Annotated in this window: 11 protein-coding genes; 9 read left to right on the forward strand and 2 right to left on the reverse strand. The window is 47.9% G+C overall.

Annotated features, from left to right (window positions below; translation table 11 throughout):
• Window positions 1–270 precede the first annotated feature (270 nt).
• From MKX34_RS01845 to MKX34_RS01885, 9 genes are all read left to right on the forward strand, one after another.
• Window positions 271–2,520, forward strand: coding sequence for a helix-turn-helix domain-containing protein (locus tag MKX34_RS01845; RefSeq protein WP_038568352.1), 2,250 nt, complete (start codon window positions 271–273; stop codon window positions 2,518–2,520).
• 379 nt (window positions 2,521–2,899) lie between these two features.
• A complete protein-coding gene (locus MKX34_RS01850; protein ID WP_038574040.1) occupies window positions 2,900–4,510 on the forward strand; it encodes an extracellular solute-binding protein in 1,611 nt (536 codons plus the stop codon).
• Window positions 4,511–4,584: 74 nt separating this feature from the next.
• Window positions 4,585–5,487 (forward strand): ABC transporter permease subunit, encoded by a 903-nt coding sequence (locus MKX34_RS01855; RefSeq protein ID WP_038568353.1) that lies wholly within the window; start codon window positions 4,585–4,587, stop codon window positions 5,485–5,487.
• A 25-nt stretch (window positions 5,488–5,512) separates the two neighbouring features.
• Complete coding sequence (locus MKX34_RS01860) at window positions 5,513–6,385, forward strand: carbohydrate ABC transporter permease (protein WP_038568356.1); 873 nt, start codon at window positions 5,513–5,515, stop codon at window positions 6,383–6,385.
• Window positions 6,386–6,419: 34 nt separating this feature from the next.
• On the forward strand, window positions 6,420–7,370 hold the full coding sequence (locus MKX34_RS01865) for a TIM barrel protein (RefSeq protein ID WP_076297266.1): 951 nt from the start codon (window positions 6,420–6,422) through the stop codon (window positions 7,368–7,370).
• Entirely contained in the window at window positions 7,370–8,056 is a 687-nt protein-coding gene (locus tag MKX34_RS01870) for a hypothetical protein (protein ID WP_038568362.1), read from the forward strand. The genes MKX34_RS01865 and MKX34_RS01870 overlap by 1 nt, the downstream gene beginning before the upstream one ends.
• A gap of 28 nt (window positions 8,057–8,084) precedes the next feature.
• Window positions 8,085–9,833 carry a hypothetical protein gene (locus tag MKX34_RS01875; protein WP_076297267.1) on the forward strand — a complete coding sequence of 583 codons (1,749 nt, stop codon included), beginning with the start codon at window positions 8,085–8,087 and terminating at the stop codon, window positions 9,831–9,833.
• 365 nt (window positions 9,834–10,198) lie between these two features.
• The gene (locus tag MKX34_RS01880; RefSeq protein ID WP_339204285.1) at window positions 10,199–10,768 is read left to right on the forward strand and encodes an RNA polymerase sigma factor; all 570 of its coding nucleotides are present in this window, start codon (window positions 10,199–10,201) and stop codon (window positions 10,766–10,768) included.
• Window positions 10,729–11,691, forward strand: coding sequence for a hypothetical protein (locus tag MKX34_RS01885; protein ID WP_076297269.1), 963 nt, complete (start codon window positions 10,729–10,731; stop codon window positions 11,689–11,691). Before MKX34_RS01880 ends, MKX34_RS01885 begins: the two co-directional genes overlap by 40 nt.
• 646 nt (window positions 11,692–12,337) lie before the next feature.
• Here the strand turns inward: MKX34_RS01885 and odhB are convergent.
• Window positions 12,338–13,624, reverse strand: coding sequence for a 2-oxoglutarate dehydrogenase complex dihydrolipoyllysine-residue succinyltransferase (gene odhB, locus MKX34_RS01890; protein ID WP_076297270.1), 1,287 nt, complete (start codon window positions 13,622–13,624; stop codon window positions 12,338–12,340).
• Between the two features lie 52 nt (window positions 13,625–13,676).
• A complete protein-coding gene (locus MKX34_RS01895) occupies window positions 13,677–16,544 on the reverse strand; it encodes a 2-oxoglutarate dehydrogenase E1 component (protein WP_036682783.1) in 2,868 nt (955 codons plus the stop codon).
• Between the last annotated feature and the right edge of the window lie 364 nt (window positions 16,545–16,908).

The following is a 16,908-nucleotide window of genomic DNA, read 5'->3' on the forward strand; positions in this document are numbered from 1 at the left end:
CCACTACTTGGTGCTTGGCGGCTGCTCGGACAGATTTATATGCGGGGGTTCACGGCTATGGCTGTGCGCACCTCGCCTTTTTAATGAGCAGGTGTAAAATACGAATGGCTTCGTTGGTCGGGTTCATGTTGTATGTGTTATAATGGCAGCAAATTAGGCGGAAGAGTTTCCATTTCCATGATGGTGCAGCCAAATATCTATGAACTACTCGTGCATTAACGGCTGAACCGTGGCCGGGTATCCTAACGGTTGTACAGAGGGGGTTATCTATTGTTCCGTTCCTGGTATCGCCGATTACTGCTGTCCTACTTTCCTATTTTTTTGCTTACTGTGACGATACTGATTTTTGCCTCTTTTGTATTTATTAATGATATTTCACGAATGGAAACCAAAAAAGCGGACCGTATCACCGCCAGCTATCTTATGGATAATGTGGACCGAACGATCAAGGAAGCTGAATTGTCAGTGCTGGAGGCTGCTGAACGCAGCGATGCTTATAAACGTTATTTTAACAATCAAGGCCAGATTGATATGGCGACCGTCTACGCTGTTGCCCAGAATCTACGCAGCTTGACGCGTGAATCGCCCTATATTCAGTCCATCTATCTTTATGACAAGAGAAATGAAAGCGTTTTAACAGAAACTGGATTAAAGGACCTTTCAGGATTTGTAGACGAGGATTGGATTGGCCGCATCACCTCCGGCTCTTTATCGGAAGGCTGGCAGCCTGTTAGGGAATACAAAGATGAATTTCAGCGTACGTCTATACGTGTGCTTACCATAAATAAAGGAATGCCGCTGCCCTTCGGCTCGGAGGGAGTGCTCGTAATCAATCTCAAGATGAGCGGAATGGAACAGATCGTCGACGGTATGGTCAACGAACAGTTGTCCTTTCTGACCATCTTTGGCGCAGATGGACAGGTGGTCTATCAGGCCCATTCGGACAGTGAAGGTGCCAAGAATGGGAAGCAGTTGAACACTTTATATATGGAAAGGCTTGGCTGGACGTTTTCCAGCGGGATCAAAACGGGCAGTCTATTCAGCTGGGTGTCGGTGATTTCTTACCTTTGGGTAGCTATTGCCTTAGGTACGGTTGTGTGCGCGATTTTTTACCTGATCTATGTTACGCGGCGGAACTATAAACCAATTCAGGTGATTATGAACCGGATTGAAGGCCATCAAATTCGCAAGCTGGACCAATCCAACGACAGACCGGACGAAATGATGCTCATTGACGGGGTGCTGGAAGATCTAATCAACCATATGACGGATTATGATAAGAAAAGCAGAGAGAATCTGCTGTTACAGCGCAGCAAGCTTTTCAACGATCTCTTGCAAAGCGAACGGTTGGACAATGTCGTCCAGCGGATGGAAGAGCTGTCGCCGCTCTCCGGAGCTCATTCCACATCCCGCTTTATGGTTGTGCTAAGCGAAATCAACCGCTACGACAAGGTTTTTCAAGATCGGTATACAAGGGGCGATCAGAACACGCTTAAATTTGCCCTGATGAATGTCTTTCAAGAATTGGCGCGGAGTGCGGAATTGCAGGCTTGGGCGGAGTGGATTGGGACTGACCGGGCGGCAATTCTCTTCCTGACCACAGGAAGTGATGAAGAGATGGCAGAGAAAATCCGTGTATTCGCTGAGGACTGCCGCACCTGGGTGGAGCAGAATTTGCGCCTCTCCCTAAGCTTCGCTATCGGGCCAGTGGCGGCTGGGCCAGGGGAGATTCGCGATTCCTATGCGGCAGCGGAGAATGTGATGCAGCACAAGCTTTTAATGTACGAAGACATCGCTTTAACGGAATTTGGAGAAACGCGCCAGCCGCTTCTTGAGACATTCAAGTATCTACAAATGATTGCTGAGTTTGTTAAGCAGTTCCGGATGTCGAGCGGCCAATGGCGGGAACTGCTGGAAGGTGTTTTTGATGGTTTTAAACAGGATTATTTACAAGATGATGATATTCGCTCTCTAATTCAGGCCATGCTACAGATGCTGAGCCGGGAAGTGGCTGTCATGTCTGAGCAGCTGCAGGATGAGCTGTCAGCGGAAAATGCGGAGAAGCAGCTGAAGCGGCTGGAAGAGGCAGAATCCATAGATGAAATGAAGGGGATTTTGTTTGAGTATTTGACTGATTTATTCCGCACTTATGTTTCTGTCAGTGAGACTAAAAGCTACCGGGCGATGGTAACCGAGATGAAGAACTATATAGAAGAGAATTTTACAAATCCCGATCTCTCCTTAAAGCATTTGAGCGACCGGTTTCAGGTATCCGGCAAATATGCCAGCTATCTATTTAAAACAGAATTTAAAATGAAATTTGTTGATTTTCTAACAGAGCTACGCATGAAGGAAGCCGAAAAGCTTTTAGTGGAAACGGAATGTTCGCTGCAGGATATTGCACTCCAGGTGGGGTATGCGAATGCAATTACATTCGGCAGGGTATTCAAACGAGTATTAGGAATCACGCCGGGTGACTACCGTTCTTTAAAGCGCGGGCGCGGGACCTCCAGACTATAGGCTGCCGACTTTATTAATCCAATAGCAAGTGAACAATAGTTTTTTATAACCGCATCTGTGCACGCCAACCTCTATGATGGGGGCGCGAACACCGATGCGGTCTTTATTTTCACACTTTTGAAAGCGGTTTATTCTACGAAAATGGTTTGTATAGATAAACCGGAAGTCCGATTTTGCTGGGATATGAGCATCCGAAAGAGGTTTATTGTCAGACTGCCGAAATTCGTGAAATACTGTGGGCATCCAGAACAACAAGCGACCCAGTAGCACGGCAGTAAAAAGCATCACGAGCTATGGATTCCGCTGGGGATGGATAGAGTTAAGGCTAGGGGATCATAAATACACCATTAAAGCCTGCAAGGGCGAAGGGGATGGAAAAATGACAGTGAACGTACATCAAGGAGTTCTGAAGAAAGCAATCGGGATCGGATTAACCGCAATAATGGGCGTTTCTCTGCTAGCAGGCTGTTCCAATGATTCTAAAAACAACACAGCATCCGAGGGTGCCGCAGCCGGCGAAAGTGCCAAGCGCGTTACATTAAAGGTGGAAGTGTTTGATCGCGGCAACAGCCCAGCCCCTCATACCATTACCAATAACTACTTAACTAAACTAGTGCAGGAAAAGTTCGGAGATCCGAATAACATTGATGTGGAATTTGTACCTATCCAACGTTCTGAGGAAGTTACCAAGCTGAATGTTTTGATGGCGAGCAATACGGATGTGCCCGATATCGTATTTACGTATGATTCCAGTGTGTTTTATCGGTATGCCCAGCAAGGTGGCTTGACTGATGTCGGAGAAATTCTCGATGAATATGGCCCGAATCTGAAAAAGTTTATTGGCGAGGATACGCTGGCGTTCGGCCAGCTTGAAGGCCAACAGTATGCGATCCCTGGTAAACGGGCGATCACAGGCCGTTATAGCTCCTACATCCGTCAGGATTGGTTAGATAAATTAGGATTGCCTGTGCCAACGACGACCGATGAGCTGTACACCACTTTGAAAGCGTTTAAAGAAAAGGATCCGGGCAATCTCGGCAGCAAAAACATCCCGATGGGCATGGCACTGGCACCAGCCCAATTCGAGACGTTGATTTTCTCTTTCATGAAGCCGATCAGCGGCGATCTGACCTACAGCCAACGTTATGAGCTGCCGCTGCATGAGGGCTTTAAGGATGCCCTGCAATTTCTTAATAAGCTCTACAATGAAGGGATGATCAGTAAGGACTTCAGTCTGGACGAGGATAAAACACAGTTGGCCAAGGATATCCAGAACGGCAATGTAGGCTACTGGTCGGAGGATGTGGATGTCTTGTTCTATGCCGATGGTACCCTAGATAATCTCTACAAAAATGTAGAGGGAAGCAAGGTGCTGCCGGTAGACGTCTTAACCAACGCCAACGTTGATAACAAGCACATTAAATCCCGGTATGCCTCCAACGGCATGTACATCATGATTCCGAAGAGTAGTAAACGCGCCGTGGAAGCCGTTAAGTATCTCGATTGGATGGCTTCGGATAATAATCTGATTGATATCCAAAATGGCGTTGAAGGTGAAAACTACGATCTGGTAGACGGTATTCCAGTGGCTAAAACAGATGTTTCCCAGGAGTTCGCCGATCGTCTGTTTAACGCGGGTGACATGGCCATTATCTCCAACGGCAAAAACATTGGTGATCAGGCCACTAATGAAAAAGCATGGGCGCTGGGCTTCCCGGAACGTAACCGGGAGATGCTGACTCAATCAATCGCTATCGCCAACGCTGACACGGTGGGTCCGCTCGTCTTCGGCAAGCCGATAGAAGCGGAATCCCAATATGGCACAACGCTTAAAGATAAGCTCAACGTAATTATTGTAAAGACAGCAATGGCCAAACCGGAGCAATTTGAAGCGGTTTACGAGCAGGAAATGAAAGATTATATGACTTTGGGCGGAACCAAGCTGAAAGAGGAACTGGAGAAGTCGTTTAAGGAACTTTCAGCTCAATAAACAAATATATAGTGAAAACCGGGGGGAGATGGTGCTGCGCTCCACCCGGTTTTTCTCCTTAGGAGGAAAACGACTTGAGCAAAGCGACATACTTTAGACGGTATTGGCAATTGTACGCGCTGCTTTCGCTGCCTATTATTTATTTCCTGATCTTCCGCTATGGTCCGATGTATGGTGTGCAGATTGCTTTTAAGGATTTCAATTTGTTTCAAGGGATTGGAGGCAGCGAGTGGATCGGCTTTGATGCGTTCCGCGAGGTTTTTGGAATGAGAGAGTTCTATACCACCTTGCGCAATACCTTTATGCTGAATTTTCTGGATTTGCTGGTCTCTTTTCCGGCTCCGATTATCCTGGCGATTATGCTGTTCGAAATTCGTTCGGTGTGGTTCAAGAAAATATCGCAGACGATTTTGTATATCCCCCACTTTATTTCCTGGGTGATCATCGGGGGGATTGTGTATCAATTATTCGGCAACCAGTCCGGTATGGTGAACGGTGTGCTGGAGAGCTTAGGCCTTACTCCCATTCCGTTTCTGACTGAAAAAAATCCCTGGCTGATCACTTACTTATTCACAGGCGTCTGGCAAAGTGCTGGTTGGGGGACTATCCTTTATCTGGCGGCGTTAACCGGTGTCAACCGAGAGCTGTTTGAAGCTGCTGAAGTGGATGGAGCGACAAGGCTGAAGAAAATCCGTTACATTACGCTTCCCAGTATAAAACCAACTATCGTGACGCTGCTTATCCTCAATCTGGGGAAGATGGTCAGCATCGGTTTTGACCGTCCTTACATTATCGGTAACACTGCTGTGCGTGAGTATTCTGATGTGCTTAGTACCTTTGTGTACCGGGTGGGTCTAGAATCCGGACAATATACGTTGGCTACCGTAGTCGGATTGTTCCAGGCTGTGGTGGGACTGGTGTTTATTTTTGGCTCCAACTATATTTCGAAAAAAGTGACCGGAGACGGTATTTTATGATAAAGAAAGAAGGAGGCGGAGTGCTATGAGTGAACGTACCTCAAACCGGATATTCGATATCGTCAATATAACGTTTGTTGCCTTGTTCGTGTTGTTCTGCTTGGCTCCGTTTTTGCATGTGATTGCCGTGTCGCTTAGTTCCAACCGGGCAATTACTTCTGGAGAAGTAACGATTTTCCCCATTGAATTGAACTGGAATGCATACATTAATGTTTTTTCCAATAATGCGATGATCCGCTCTCTTGTCTTTACGGTTATTCTGACGTTTGCCACAACGGTGCTATGTATGCTTTTCACTGTCGCAGCAGCTTATCCGCTGACCAAAAGAAAATTGAAGGGCCGCAAATTTTTTATGTATCTGATCGTTATCACCATGTTTTTCAGCGGTGGTATTATTCCTGAATATTTGTTGATCCGTGATTTACATTTGATTAATTCGGTCTGGTCGCTTATTCTGCCAGGTCTGGTCAGCCCCTTTAACCTGATTATCCTGATCTCCTTTTTCAATAACATTCCTGCCAGCCTGGAGGAATCCGCCGAGATCGATGGCAGTTCCCATCTTCGTACACTGATGAGTATTATATTGCCGCTATCCATGCCGGTTATGGCCACGTTGGCTCTTTTCTACGCAGTGGGAAGGTGGAACGGCTTTCAGGATTCTCTGATGTATATCAATAATCCTGATTTGTATCCGCTCCAGCTTAAGCTGTTCCAGATGGTGCAGAACAACATGGTATCCGAACTGACACAAATGGAAGGTGCTAACCGGACCCCACTGACACCAGAGAGCCTAAAAGCGGCCACTGTTATCTTTGCAACAGTACCGATCCTTGCCGTATATCCATGGCTGCAGAAATATTTTGTCAGCGGGGTAATGCTTGGTGCCGTAAAAGGTTGAACCGTAAGCTGTAACAAGGGAGGAAAACATAATTATGGAGGACAAAGGCATATTTTCGTTCTCAACTTGCTGGAACATTAAACGCCACACTGCCGGTGACGCCATGCTGCGGGAAATCCGCGATCTCGGCTTTCAGCGGGTGGAGCTGAACTATAATGTGACTAAGGAAATGCTGGAAACGATCGAGCCGATGCTTGAGCGGGGGGAGATGGGGATCTCCAGTGTCCACAACACCTTCCCGCATGTGCATGACTCCGATTATGGCACAGATTCCGTGCTGCTAGGTTTTGAGGATGAGGAGAAGCGGCAGCGGGCGATTGAGCTGCTGATTGGCTCGGCTAAGTACGCTCAGCGTTACGGAGGAGAAGCCGTTGTTGTGCATCCCGGTGAGGTACCCTTTCCAAATGATATCAGCAAAGAGCTGGAGCAAATTTATAACGGAGAGGGTAGAGATTCTAACGCTTATCGCAGCAAATGGGCGGAACTGATGGAGCGGCGGGAAGCTTACAGCGCCGGCTATGTGCAGAAAATTATTGAAAGCCTAGATGAAGTATGTAACCGGGCAGTTTCTGAGGGGCTAAACGTCCGCTTTGGTATCGAAACACGTTCCAAACCGCAGCAGATTCCGACGCTTGCGGAAGCCAAAACGATTATTAAGGCGCTAAAGGGAGCGCCTGTGGGCATATGGTATGACACCGGGCATGCCATTATGATGGACCGTTTGGGTTTGTACGACAGTGTGGGGGAAATGGAAGGTCTGATGGATGATATTGTAGGTGTTCACATTCATGAGACCATCGGTCTGTCTGACCACTGGTGCCCTTATGTAAACAGCGGGAATATGGAATTCTATGATGCGTATCTGCCGATGATTGAACGGGCGCAGGTCAAAGTGTATGAGCTGAAGGCAGCTTGCCAGCCGGAAGAAATTGATGAAAGTCATCGGCTGCTTATGGCCAAATTGGCGCGTAGAGGGCAGGTCTGATGTTGAACGATGAAGACCGTAGGTTAGCTATGAAGTATGCTCCGCGCTTATTTTTCGATCAGAACGAGCCGTTTTTTCCGGTACGTCTCGGTATAACGGTGATGCGGCAGGAGGAGGAGTCTCCTTCCTTCCGGCGCCGTCTAGCTGTGAAGCATCCGGATGTGCAGTTCGTTGTGGAATACGCGATTTATTACGATTATGATATTCAGCATTTATATGATCTGGAGCATGTGTGGGTTTACATCGGTAGAAACGGGGAAGTGGTGGATGCCGAAGCGAGCTTTCACGGGAAATTTCTTAAAGCGCTGCTGCGCGGGGGCAGCAATCTAAGCGGAACACGGGTGGACCTCTATGTCCAACCCGGCAAGCATGCCCTCGCCCCGTTCCCTGAAGTCTTTGAGCTGTTACCAGGATTCGCATCCAGTACACAGGATGGGGCAGGTGCGGAGGGTCTGATTTATGGTGACTTTTTCCGCGATATACTGGCATCGGATGAAGAAACTGACCGTCTTGTCCACCGTTATCTGCAAACCTGCCGGTTCACGCCTTCCCTGTCCTATTCGATCTGGGAATATGCGGACCGGGAGGAATTGTTCGTTTCTTGGATTCAACTGTTCACGGAAATTCCTGAACGTATCCGACAAGAGCTGGTGCGGCTTCAGCTCCTGTTACCACCCAGACATTGAGCAGATTGTTAACATGGAGGGAAGTATAATGTACAAGCAACTGGTAGCCAGTAATGATAGAGCGTCAGTGGAGGGATTATCCCGGCAGGTACTTGATCCGACGAGCCGCTATTACGGAGGGACAATAGATCCGGGTACTGGCGTTGCCTGGGTTAATCATACGACCGGCACACCAACCGATATGTGTTATTGGGGAGCGGCTCTGGTTAACCCGGGTTCCGCATTCTACCGTGATGAGCTGCTTCTGGCCCGCCTGCTGCTGGCGACGGAGTTCGTGCTGCGTGCACAACATGAGGATGGCTCGATCTCTCCGGGCTGGACGAACTATCATTCTCCCCCGGACACAGCCTTTGTCATCGTCGGCTACGCTCAGCTATACCAACTGTTGGCGTCGCAGGATTGGGCACCACTGCAACAGGTGCTTGATAATATGCTTCTGTTTCTTAAGCGAACTATTCCCGTCATGCTTACAGGGGGCTGTCACACGCCGAATCACCGTTGGGTATTGTGTGCAGCACTGGGATTTCTGCATGAACTGTTCGGACTGGAGGAGGCTGTCCAGCGGGCGGATCAGTGGTTGGCGGAAGGGATGGATATTACACCTGATGGAGAATGGACGGAACGCAGCAACGGTATTTATAGTGCGGTCAGCGACATCATGCTGATTCATGCCGCTCGTCTGCTGGATCGGCCCCAGTTGCTGGAGCCAGTTCGTCTGAATTTACACATGATGGTCTATTTGGTGCATCCTAAGGGCGAAGTTGTGACCGATTATTCTGGGCGCCAGGATCTGGGGAGCTTTCACGACCTGTCTCCATATTATTTACCGTACGCTATTCTGGCCCGTTTCGATAAGGAGCCATTGTTTGCGGGGATGGCCGAATGGGCAGGCAGTGCACTGGAAAATCCGGGGGTCTGCTCTGTCAACGTACTTGTACGGATGCTGCTGGAGCCGGAGCTTCAGCAACCTTTTGAAGATTCGGCAGCTCTGCCTGTAAAATATGAGAAAATACTGAACGGCGATTTTCCGCGACACGGCTATCTGCAGGGTATGGAGAAGTCCGGCCATCAAGGGCGAATTTACCACAGCCGGCTGCATACTGATTTCGGAGCACCGGTTGCGCGCTACAGGGACGGGAACACTAGCGTGACCTTAATTACGGAGACGCCGTCTTTTTTTGCACTCCGTCACGGTGCCGTCAGGCTGCTTGCAGTGCAGCTGGCTTCTTACTTTTCTCCGGGATATGTACCGATGCAGAAAATGGTCAAATTGCCGGAAGGATACCACCTGTCAGGAGAACAAAAGAAGGGGTATTACGGTCCTGTCGAAGGCGAACTGCTTCCGCAAACATCTGCGGAGCCGGTAAGCCCTTGGTATCTGCTCCCGCACCAGAGCCGCGCACTTACGCATGAACAGACATTCCGTGTGGAGACGGAGGTTCAGCGTACGGACAGAGGGTGGACCCTCCGGTTGCATGCTGAGGAGCCTAGAGAGGTTATGACACAGTTGTCTTTCGTTTTTGGACGGGAAGGATGTTTCACTTCGGGCGAATTGCAGGCTGTCGGAGAGGACCATTATCTCTGGAACGGCGGTAACCTCCGCTATAGTTGTGAAGAGGACTGGATTGAACTGACAGGGGGCGAGCTTGGCCATCTGGCGGCTACGGTGCGTGAGGCGAAGCTGCAGGATAACTGCAAGGCGGTGTTGGTCAATTTTATGACCTCGTTCGATAAGACGATTACGATCACTCTATCTCCTTCCATGATAAGAGAGTAGCCTTTGTACAATTTACAATCTAGTAGGCTTTGAAGTTACACCTCAGTCTTAGAATAATGAAGCCTTATTAAAAAACCTTCCATTAGAAGCAAACCTGGAGTTATCAGGTCTAATGGGAGGTTTTGTTATGCATCTGCTAAGCATAGACTCACCAGATTTTAACCGTGCATAATGGTATAAGTAAGAAATCCGGGCACACCAGCCGTCAGAAATTCAAATATTCTCCGAAGCTGTGATTATCACCTTTTATAAAATTTCCTTTAGTTTGGTTTACATAGGCACTTTTTTCGGCAGTCAAGTGTTATAGAGATATAAAGGTTAAGGAGGTGCTTACATCGCCACAGGATTCGCTAGACTCGACAGAGTTGGAAGAGCTAATCGTTAGGATTCAGGAGGGGGATTCCGAGCAGTATGCTTTAATTGTCAGAGCATTCCAAAAGCCGATCTATCGCTATTGCTATCGTTTGTTAGAAAACAAGCAGGATGCGGAGGACGCGGTTCAGGATATTTTGGTAAAGGGTTATCAATCTATCCAGCAATACAAATCGCAAATGCATTTCTCGGCTTGGCTCTATCGTATCGCATATCATCATTGCTTAAATCTGCTGCGCAGGCGTCGTCTGCACAAGCAAGTCATGCGTATTTTTCGTCCGGAAGTACTGTCTGCAAGCCCTGAACAGGAGCTGGATGCTCGGTTGTATAGTCCTTCATTGTCTGCATCTTTAGCGCGATTGTCGCTTGAGGAGAGAAACATGCTTATTCTGCGGGTGTTTGAGGAACAAACTTATGCAGAGATAAGTGAGATTCTAGGGGTCAGTCCCAATGCGCTAACTAAAAGAATGAATCGGATCAAGCTAAAGGTTCAGGAAGCTATGAAGTCGGAGGAGGAGATCACATGGAAAGAAACAAAATCAGCAATGAATACCAAGATATAATTTATGCCTCGGCTGGCAATGAACTTTTGGATGAGGTAGATGTAGAAGATAAGGTCATGGGGCGTATTACTGGCATAACAGGTCGAAAGCGATCGTTCTCGCTGCGGGTGATGAATAAAACAACGGCAGTGGCTAGCATGTTAACGCTGTTTCTGCTGATCTCTGTGACTGCGTATGCTGCATCTGAATATATCCAAATCCGCAATAGTGAAGGAGTAGTGAAGGTTCAACATGTTGCGCCGACCGAATCTGCAGAGAGGTCTTCTTATGATAAATATGCGCAGCAAGCAGAACAGTTCGCTAAACCGGGTGAATTGATCGGCTATCTTGTGAAAAATAAAGCAGGTGCAGCAGGCTTGGCGACAGAATTGCAGTTTAAGTATAAAGAGCAGCGGATAGATGCGTATTCTGACTTTATAAAAGAAATCAAAAGAACAGGGGCGCCAATGCTTCCCGAAACGGCAGCGGGGTACGCTTTTAAATATGGTGTAATCCATCCTAATTCTCCGACTACGGATACAGCTAAGCTAGGTTCTCTGTATAAGGAAACATTAAATGATCTTACCGCTCAGGCAAATAAGGACAAGGGGACGCGCAATTTGTTTATGAAGGCTATACCGTGGTCCGAGCCAGGGGGGCTAAGTGTAACTTATTCGAAGAACAATGCTTTTATAGGGATCTCAGCAACGCTCATGCATGGCGGCAAGGTTTTCGTGGAACAAACATCTGAGAATCAAGCTAATAAGCTCACAGTCGCAGGCACAGAAGTTATCTATAACAAGGTAGTAAGGGAAGAAGTCAGCTATGATTATCTGAATTGGTATAACGAGAAGCAGGACGCGTATTATACACTCACCAGCTATGGAGATGAGATTTTGACCATGGAGCAATTTTTACAGCTGGCTGAGGAGCTATTGAAGTAGAGTTTTGAAGTTTGAAGTTTGAAGTTTGAAGTTTGAAGTTTGAGGTTTGAGGTTTGAGGTTTGAAGTTTGAAGTTTGAAGTTTGAAGTTTGAAGTTTGAAGTTTGAGGTTTGAGGTTTGAGGTTTGAAGTTTGAGGTTTGAAGTTTGAGGTTTGAGGTTTGAAGTTTGAGGTTTGAAGTTTGAGGTTTGAGGTTTGAAGTTAGTAGTTAGTAGTTAGTAGTTAGTAGTTAGTAGTTAGTAGTTAGTAGTTAGTAGTTAGTAGTTAGTAGTTAGTAGTTAGTAGTTAGTAGTTAGTAGTTAGTAGTTAGTAGTTAGTAGTTAGTAGTTTGTAGGTGCATTCGCTAAGTTAGTTGTATTATGTGCAATTAAAGTTCACTAATATTCTGTATATAGGTCCTTTAGTTGTATTTGATACAGTTATTACTGGTTAGATTAGTGGAAATAGACGTTTTTACGGATTTTAGTTGTAGAGAATGCAATTAGAGAAGAGGATATGAGCGGATTAGAAATAAATAAGTGTATAAAATACAGTTAAATCGTATGCAGGGAAGGCAGCAAGTCGATCCAGATATAAAAGAAGGTATCCCCCAAGCGAGAGCTGCAGGGATACCTTCTTTATATTCTTAAGTCGAAAAGTCGAAGAGCGTTAGCCTTCTAACAACAGTGCTTCTGGATCTTCCAGCAATTCCTTCACTTTGACGAGGAAGCTTACCGCTTCAGAGCCGTCAACGATCCGGTGATCATAGGAAAGGGCGATGTACATCATTGGACGGTTTACGGTTCTTTCTTCGTCCAGCGCGATCGGACGCAGTTGGATCTTATGCATCCCTAGAATACCCACCTGTGGTGTATTCAGAATCGGTGTGGATAACAAGGAGCCGAATACGCCACCGTTGGTGATGGTGAATGTTCCGCCTTGCAGCTCGGAGAGGCTGAGCGTATTGGCGCGTGCTTTGGAAGCGAGCTCGCCAATTTGGCGCTCGATTTCCGGGAAGCTGAGCCGATCCGCATCACGGACTACTGGAACTACAAGTCCTTCTTTCGCTGCAACAGCAATACCGATGTCGTAGAATTTCTTAACGACCAGATCTTCACCGTCGATCTCGGCGTTCAGCAGTGGATAGGTTTTAAGCGCACCGATCACGGCTTTGGTGAAGAAGGACATGAAGCCTAGTCCAACTTCATGTTTCTCTTTAAATGCATCCTTGCGGCGCTTGCGGATGTCGAGGATCGCTGTCATGTCCACCTCGTTGAAGGTGGTAAGCATGGCCGCGGTCTGCTGCGCTTCGACCAAGCGGCTGGCAATCGTGAGCCGTCTGCGCGACATGCGCTTGCGCTCCACGTTTTTGCCCTCGTCCGGCGTGGCTTTGCTCGCTGCCGGCTTCGCTGGCTCCGGCTTGCCTTGCGGCGCCGGAGCTACCGGTGCAGCGGCCTGCGGCGCTGCTGCACCATGACCGGACACATCGGCCTGACCAATCCGGCCGATAGGATCACGGGCGCTAACCTCGCCGAGGTCGATGCCGCGCTCCCGTGCCAGCTTGCGTGCGCCCGGCGATGCCAATGCAGCGTGGCTGTCGCCACCTGCTGCAGGCACTTCGGGCGCGGCTACAGGCGCGACGGCTGCTACTGCGTTGCCGCCTGCCGGTGCCGCTTTAGGCGCTTCGGCTTCGCTTTCAGCGGCCCGCGGCGTACTGCCGCTTGCGGCTCCAATGATGCCGATGGCTTCGCCAACGGCTACGTTCTCGCCCGCTTGACGCAGGATGGTGGAGATGACACCCTCCACCTCTGCACTAATTTCCAGATTGACTTTATCCGTTTCCAGCTCAGCGAGCACATCGCCTTGACCTACCGTGTCGCCTTCTTTAACCAGCCATTTGTAGATGGTTCCTTCGGATATGGATTCTCCCAGATCGGGTACTAAGATTTCTGACACAGGCCGTTTCCTCCCCAAACATAATGGTTTACGCTATTGTGATACCGTCCTCTTAAGAGGACGGTACAGCCGCTTGTACGTTCGAATTTGATTTTAGGGCTTCTGTTACAATTCTACGTTGTTCGAAGCTATGCACATCTGCATAACCACTGGCCGGGCTGGAACGTTCCGGACGGCCGATATATCTTACGCCGGCATTCTTTGGTGCGATGGCGCGTAACCGAGGCTCACTATAGCTCCAGCCGCCCATATTTTTCGGCTCTTCTTGCACCCAGACAATTTCCTGAAGGGAGCTGAAGGAGTTTAAATGTTCGCTTAACTCTTGTTCCGGGAACGGATAAAGCTGCTCTAGGCGAAGAACATGCAGCCATGACCAATCCTTATCCTGTGCTGCTTCCAGTTCTGTTTGGATGTCGATAGCCACTTTACCGCTGCAGACTACGAGCCGTTTAACTTCACTTGGTTTCTGGCCAAGCAAAGATTCAGCTAATACAGGCTTGAATTGTCCTGAAGCCAGCTCGGTTCCGGCAGAAGTGCTGCGCGTATTCCGAATGAGACTTTTCGGCGTCATAATGACTAGCGGTCTAGCATCTTCCTGCCCGCATAACGCTGCTTGGCGCCGCAGCAGATGGAAATATTGCGAAGCGGTAGTCAGATTAGCGACTGTCCAGTTCTCCTCAGCGGATAGCTGCAAGAACCGTTCCAGCCTACCGCTGGAGTGCTCAGGTCCCTGTCCTTCGTAGCCATGCGGCAGCATGATGACGAGATTGCTGCGCTGTGTCCATTTGGCGCGTCCAGCCGCAATGAACTGGTCAAAAATAACCTGACCCGCATTGGCGAAATCACCATACTGTGCTTCCCAGATTACGAAGGTTTCCGGTGCGAACACATTATAACCATATTCAAAGCCTAATACTGATGCCTCTGACAATGGACTGTTGTATACGCCAAAGGAGGCACGGGAATCGCTTAGCTGATGTAGCGGAGAGAATAAATCTCCTGTTTTACTGTCGTGCAGCACCAGATGGCGATGTGCGAAGGTTCCGCGTTGGGCATCTTGACCGCTCAGTCGGATGGGCGTCCCATTTTTCAAAATGGTAGCGAAGGCTAACGTTTCAGCCAGTGCCCAGTCGACCTTTTCACCCTCATTCAGTGCATCTTTACGACGTTGTAAAATGCGCTCCAGCTTCGGATAAACCTGGAATCCAGCTGGAACCGTCAACAGTTCACGATTGATCTCCTGCAGGCTGGAGATGGATACCGCTGTAGTGTTTGCCGCTGCGCGGTCCGTTTGTAGAGGAATGAAGGCTTTGGGTTCTTTTTTCTTATGATTGCCTTCCTTCATATTATCGTACGCACGCTGCAATACGCTTTCTGCTTCAGCATTCATCTTTTGTACGTCTTCGGCGGTAAGAACCTTTTCGTTTTTCAGTCTCTCTGCATAAACCTTGTAGACGGTCGGATGATTGCGAACCTTGCCGTAGACAATAGGTTGTGTGGTTTCAGGATCATCCATTTCGTTGTGACCATGACGGCGGTAGCCGATGAGATCAATTACGAAATCTTTTTTGAATTGATGGCGGTATGCGCTAGCTAAACGTACGGCTGCTACGCAGGCCTCTGGGTCATCAGCGTTGACATGGACTATCGGGATTTCATACCCTTTGGCGATGTCACTCGCATAATGCGTAGAACGGGAATCTTCACTTTCAGTCGTAAAACCAATTCGGTTATTAACAATGATATGGATCGTCCCACCATTTTGATAACCTTGAAGTTTGCCGATATTAAGCGTTTCTGCAACAATTCCTTCACCTGGAAAAGCAGCATCACCATGCATCAGCACCGCCATAGCTTTACTGGTATCAATCTTCGGCAATCCTGCAGTGCTCCGGTCTTCTTGTGCGGCACGAGTGAAACCTTCCACGACAGGATTGACGAATTCCAAGTGACTTGGGTTATTCGCTAGTGTTATTCTTGTGCGTACGGTTTCTCCTTCACGGACAGCACGGTCTGCACCGAGATGGTATTTCACATCACCTGTCCAGCCATAGTTAATGCCTGTGGAGCCTTCGGAAGGGAAAAGCTCCTTGTTCGGAGAATGATGAAACTCTGAAAATATGATATCATAAGGTTTGCCCAAAATATGTGCAAGAACGTTGAGGCGACCGCGATGCGCCATGCCCATCAAAATATGCTCTGCACCGTCATGTGCAGCAGCGCGTACGATTTCGTCTAACATCGGCACAAGAGCATCATTGCCTTCAAGACTGAAACGCTTCTGACCTACAAAAGTCTTGTGGAGGAAGGTTTCAAATTGCTCTACCTGAATCAGGCGGTTCAGGAGCTCTTTGCGTTCTGTATTATTCAGGGGTGCTGGTGAGCTGGTGGATTCTGCCTGTCTATTTAGCCATTGCAGTTCTTTTTCTTCATGCACATGCCCGAATTCATAGGCGATAGTCTTGGTGTATGCCTGACGCATACGTTGCACGGCATCCCACCCGGTATGCACATCATTCGGCGCATTTTCCCATATAAGCGTGGCAGGTAGTGCAATCAGGTCTTCGCGGGTCAGCCCATAGGTTTCAGGCTCAAGATATTTTGCCATGGGATTCTGATCGCGTACCAGCGGATCAATTTCAGCGGCCATATGGCCATATATACGAATATTGGCGATTAGCTTGGAAGCTCTTACTGCTTTTCTAAGCCATTCGGTGTCTCCCGAGATGCGCGGCTGAGGAGCCGGTTCGCTATCCGGAGTTAGGGGAGGGGGTCCCGAATTTGTAAAAAGCTCGCGATAATTATTTTCTACGGTGGAGGGATCTTTCACAAACTGTTCATATCTTTCTTGAATGTAGCCTAAATTGGGTCCGTAATACTTACTCCAAATGGATTCGTTATAGGGCTCTTTGGCTGCCATGAATACATCCTCCTTAACGGATGAACTCCATACGTGACATTTTGTGTCAACGCTTACTGGAGCTGTGATGATTGCGGTTTCATTTCTCATCTTATTGTGCTACTTTCAGCCACTGTAATCAATTCATTCTTTCGTCCAATACGTTCGCAAAATGGTATAGGTTAGCTTGTTCTAATGAAAAGAAGGGTGTTTCTTCTCATTACCCATTCTAAAGGCCTATTAAAATGATTCTATTATCCTTATTTTTAACTATTAGGTCAGTAAATATTTATTTTGCTAGTACAATTTATTTTATGTAACGGACGAGTATCGTGATAATCGGACAAGATCTTTGAAAAAAAATCTTTTATTTTTCGTTTTTAAA

It is taken from the genome of Paenibacillus sp. FSL R5-0636 (genome assembly GCF_037974255.1).
GTDB classification, from domain to species: domain Bacteria; phylum Bacillota; class Bacilli; order Paenibacillales; family Paenibacillaceae; genus Paenibacillus_AQ; species Paenibacillus_AQ odorifer.

Excerpts from the sequence above, each read along its gene's own strand:
- MKX34_RS01860 (WP_038568356.1), top strand. The coding sequence starts at position 5,513 with ATGAGTGAACGTACCTCAAACCGGATATTCGATATCGTCAATATAACG.
- MKX34_RS01885 (WP_076297269.1), top strand. The coding sequence starts at position 10,729 with ATGGAAAGAAACAAAATCAGCAATGAATACCAAGATATAATTTATGCC.
- MKX34_RS01850 (WP_038574040.1), top strand. The coding sequence starts at position 2,900 with ATGACAGTGAACGTACATCAAGGAGTTCTGAAGAAAGCAATCGGGATC.
- MKX34_RS01865 (WP_076297266.1), top strand. The coding sequence starts at position 6,420 with ATGGAGGACAAAGGCATATTTTCGTTCTCAACTTGCTGGAACATTAAA.
- MKX34_RS01895 (WP_036682783.1), bottom strand. The coding sequence starts at position 16,544 with ATGGCAGCCAAAGAGCCCTATAACGAATCCATTTGGAGTAAGTATTAC.
- MKX34_RS01875 (WP_076297267.1), top strand. The coding sequence starts at position 8,085 with ATGTACAAGCAACTGGTAGCCAGTAATGATAGAGCGTCAGTGGAGGGA.
- MKX34_RS01870 (WP_038568362.1), top strand. The coding sequence starts at position 7,370 with ATGTTGAACGATGAAGACCGTAGGTTAGCTATGAAGTATGCTCCGCGC.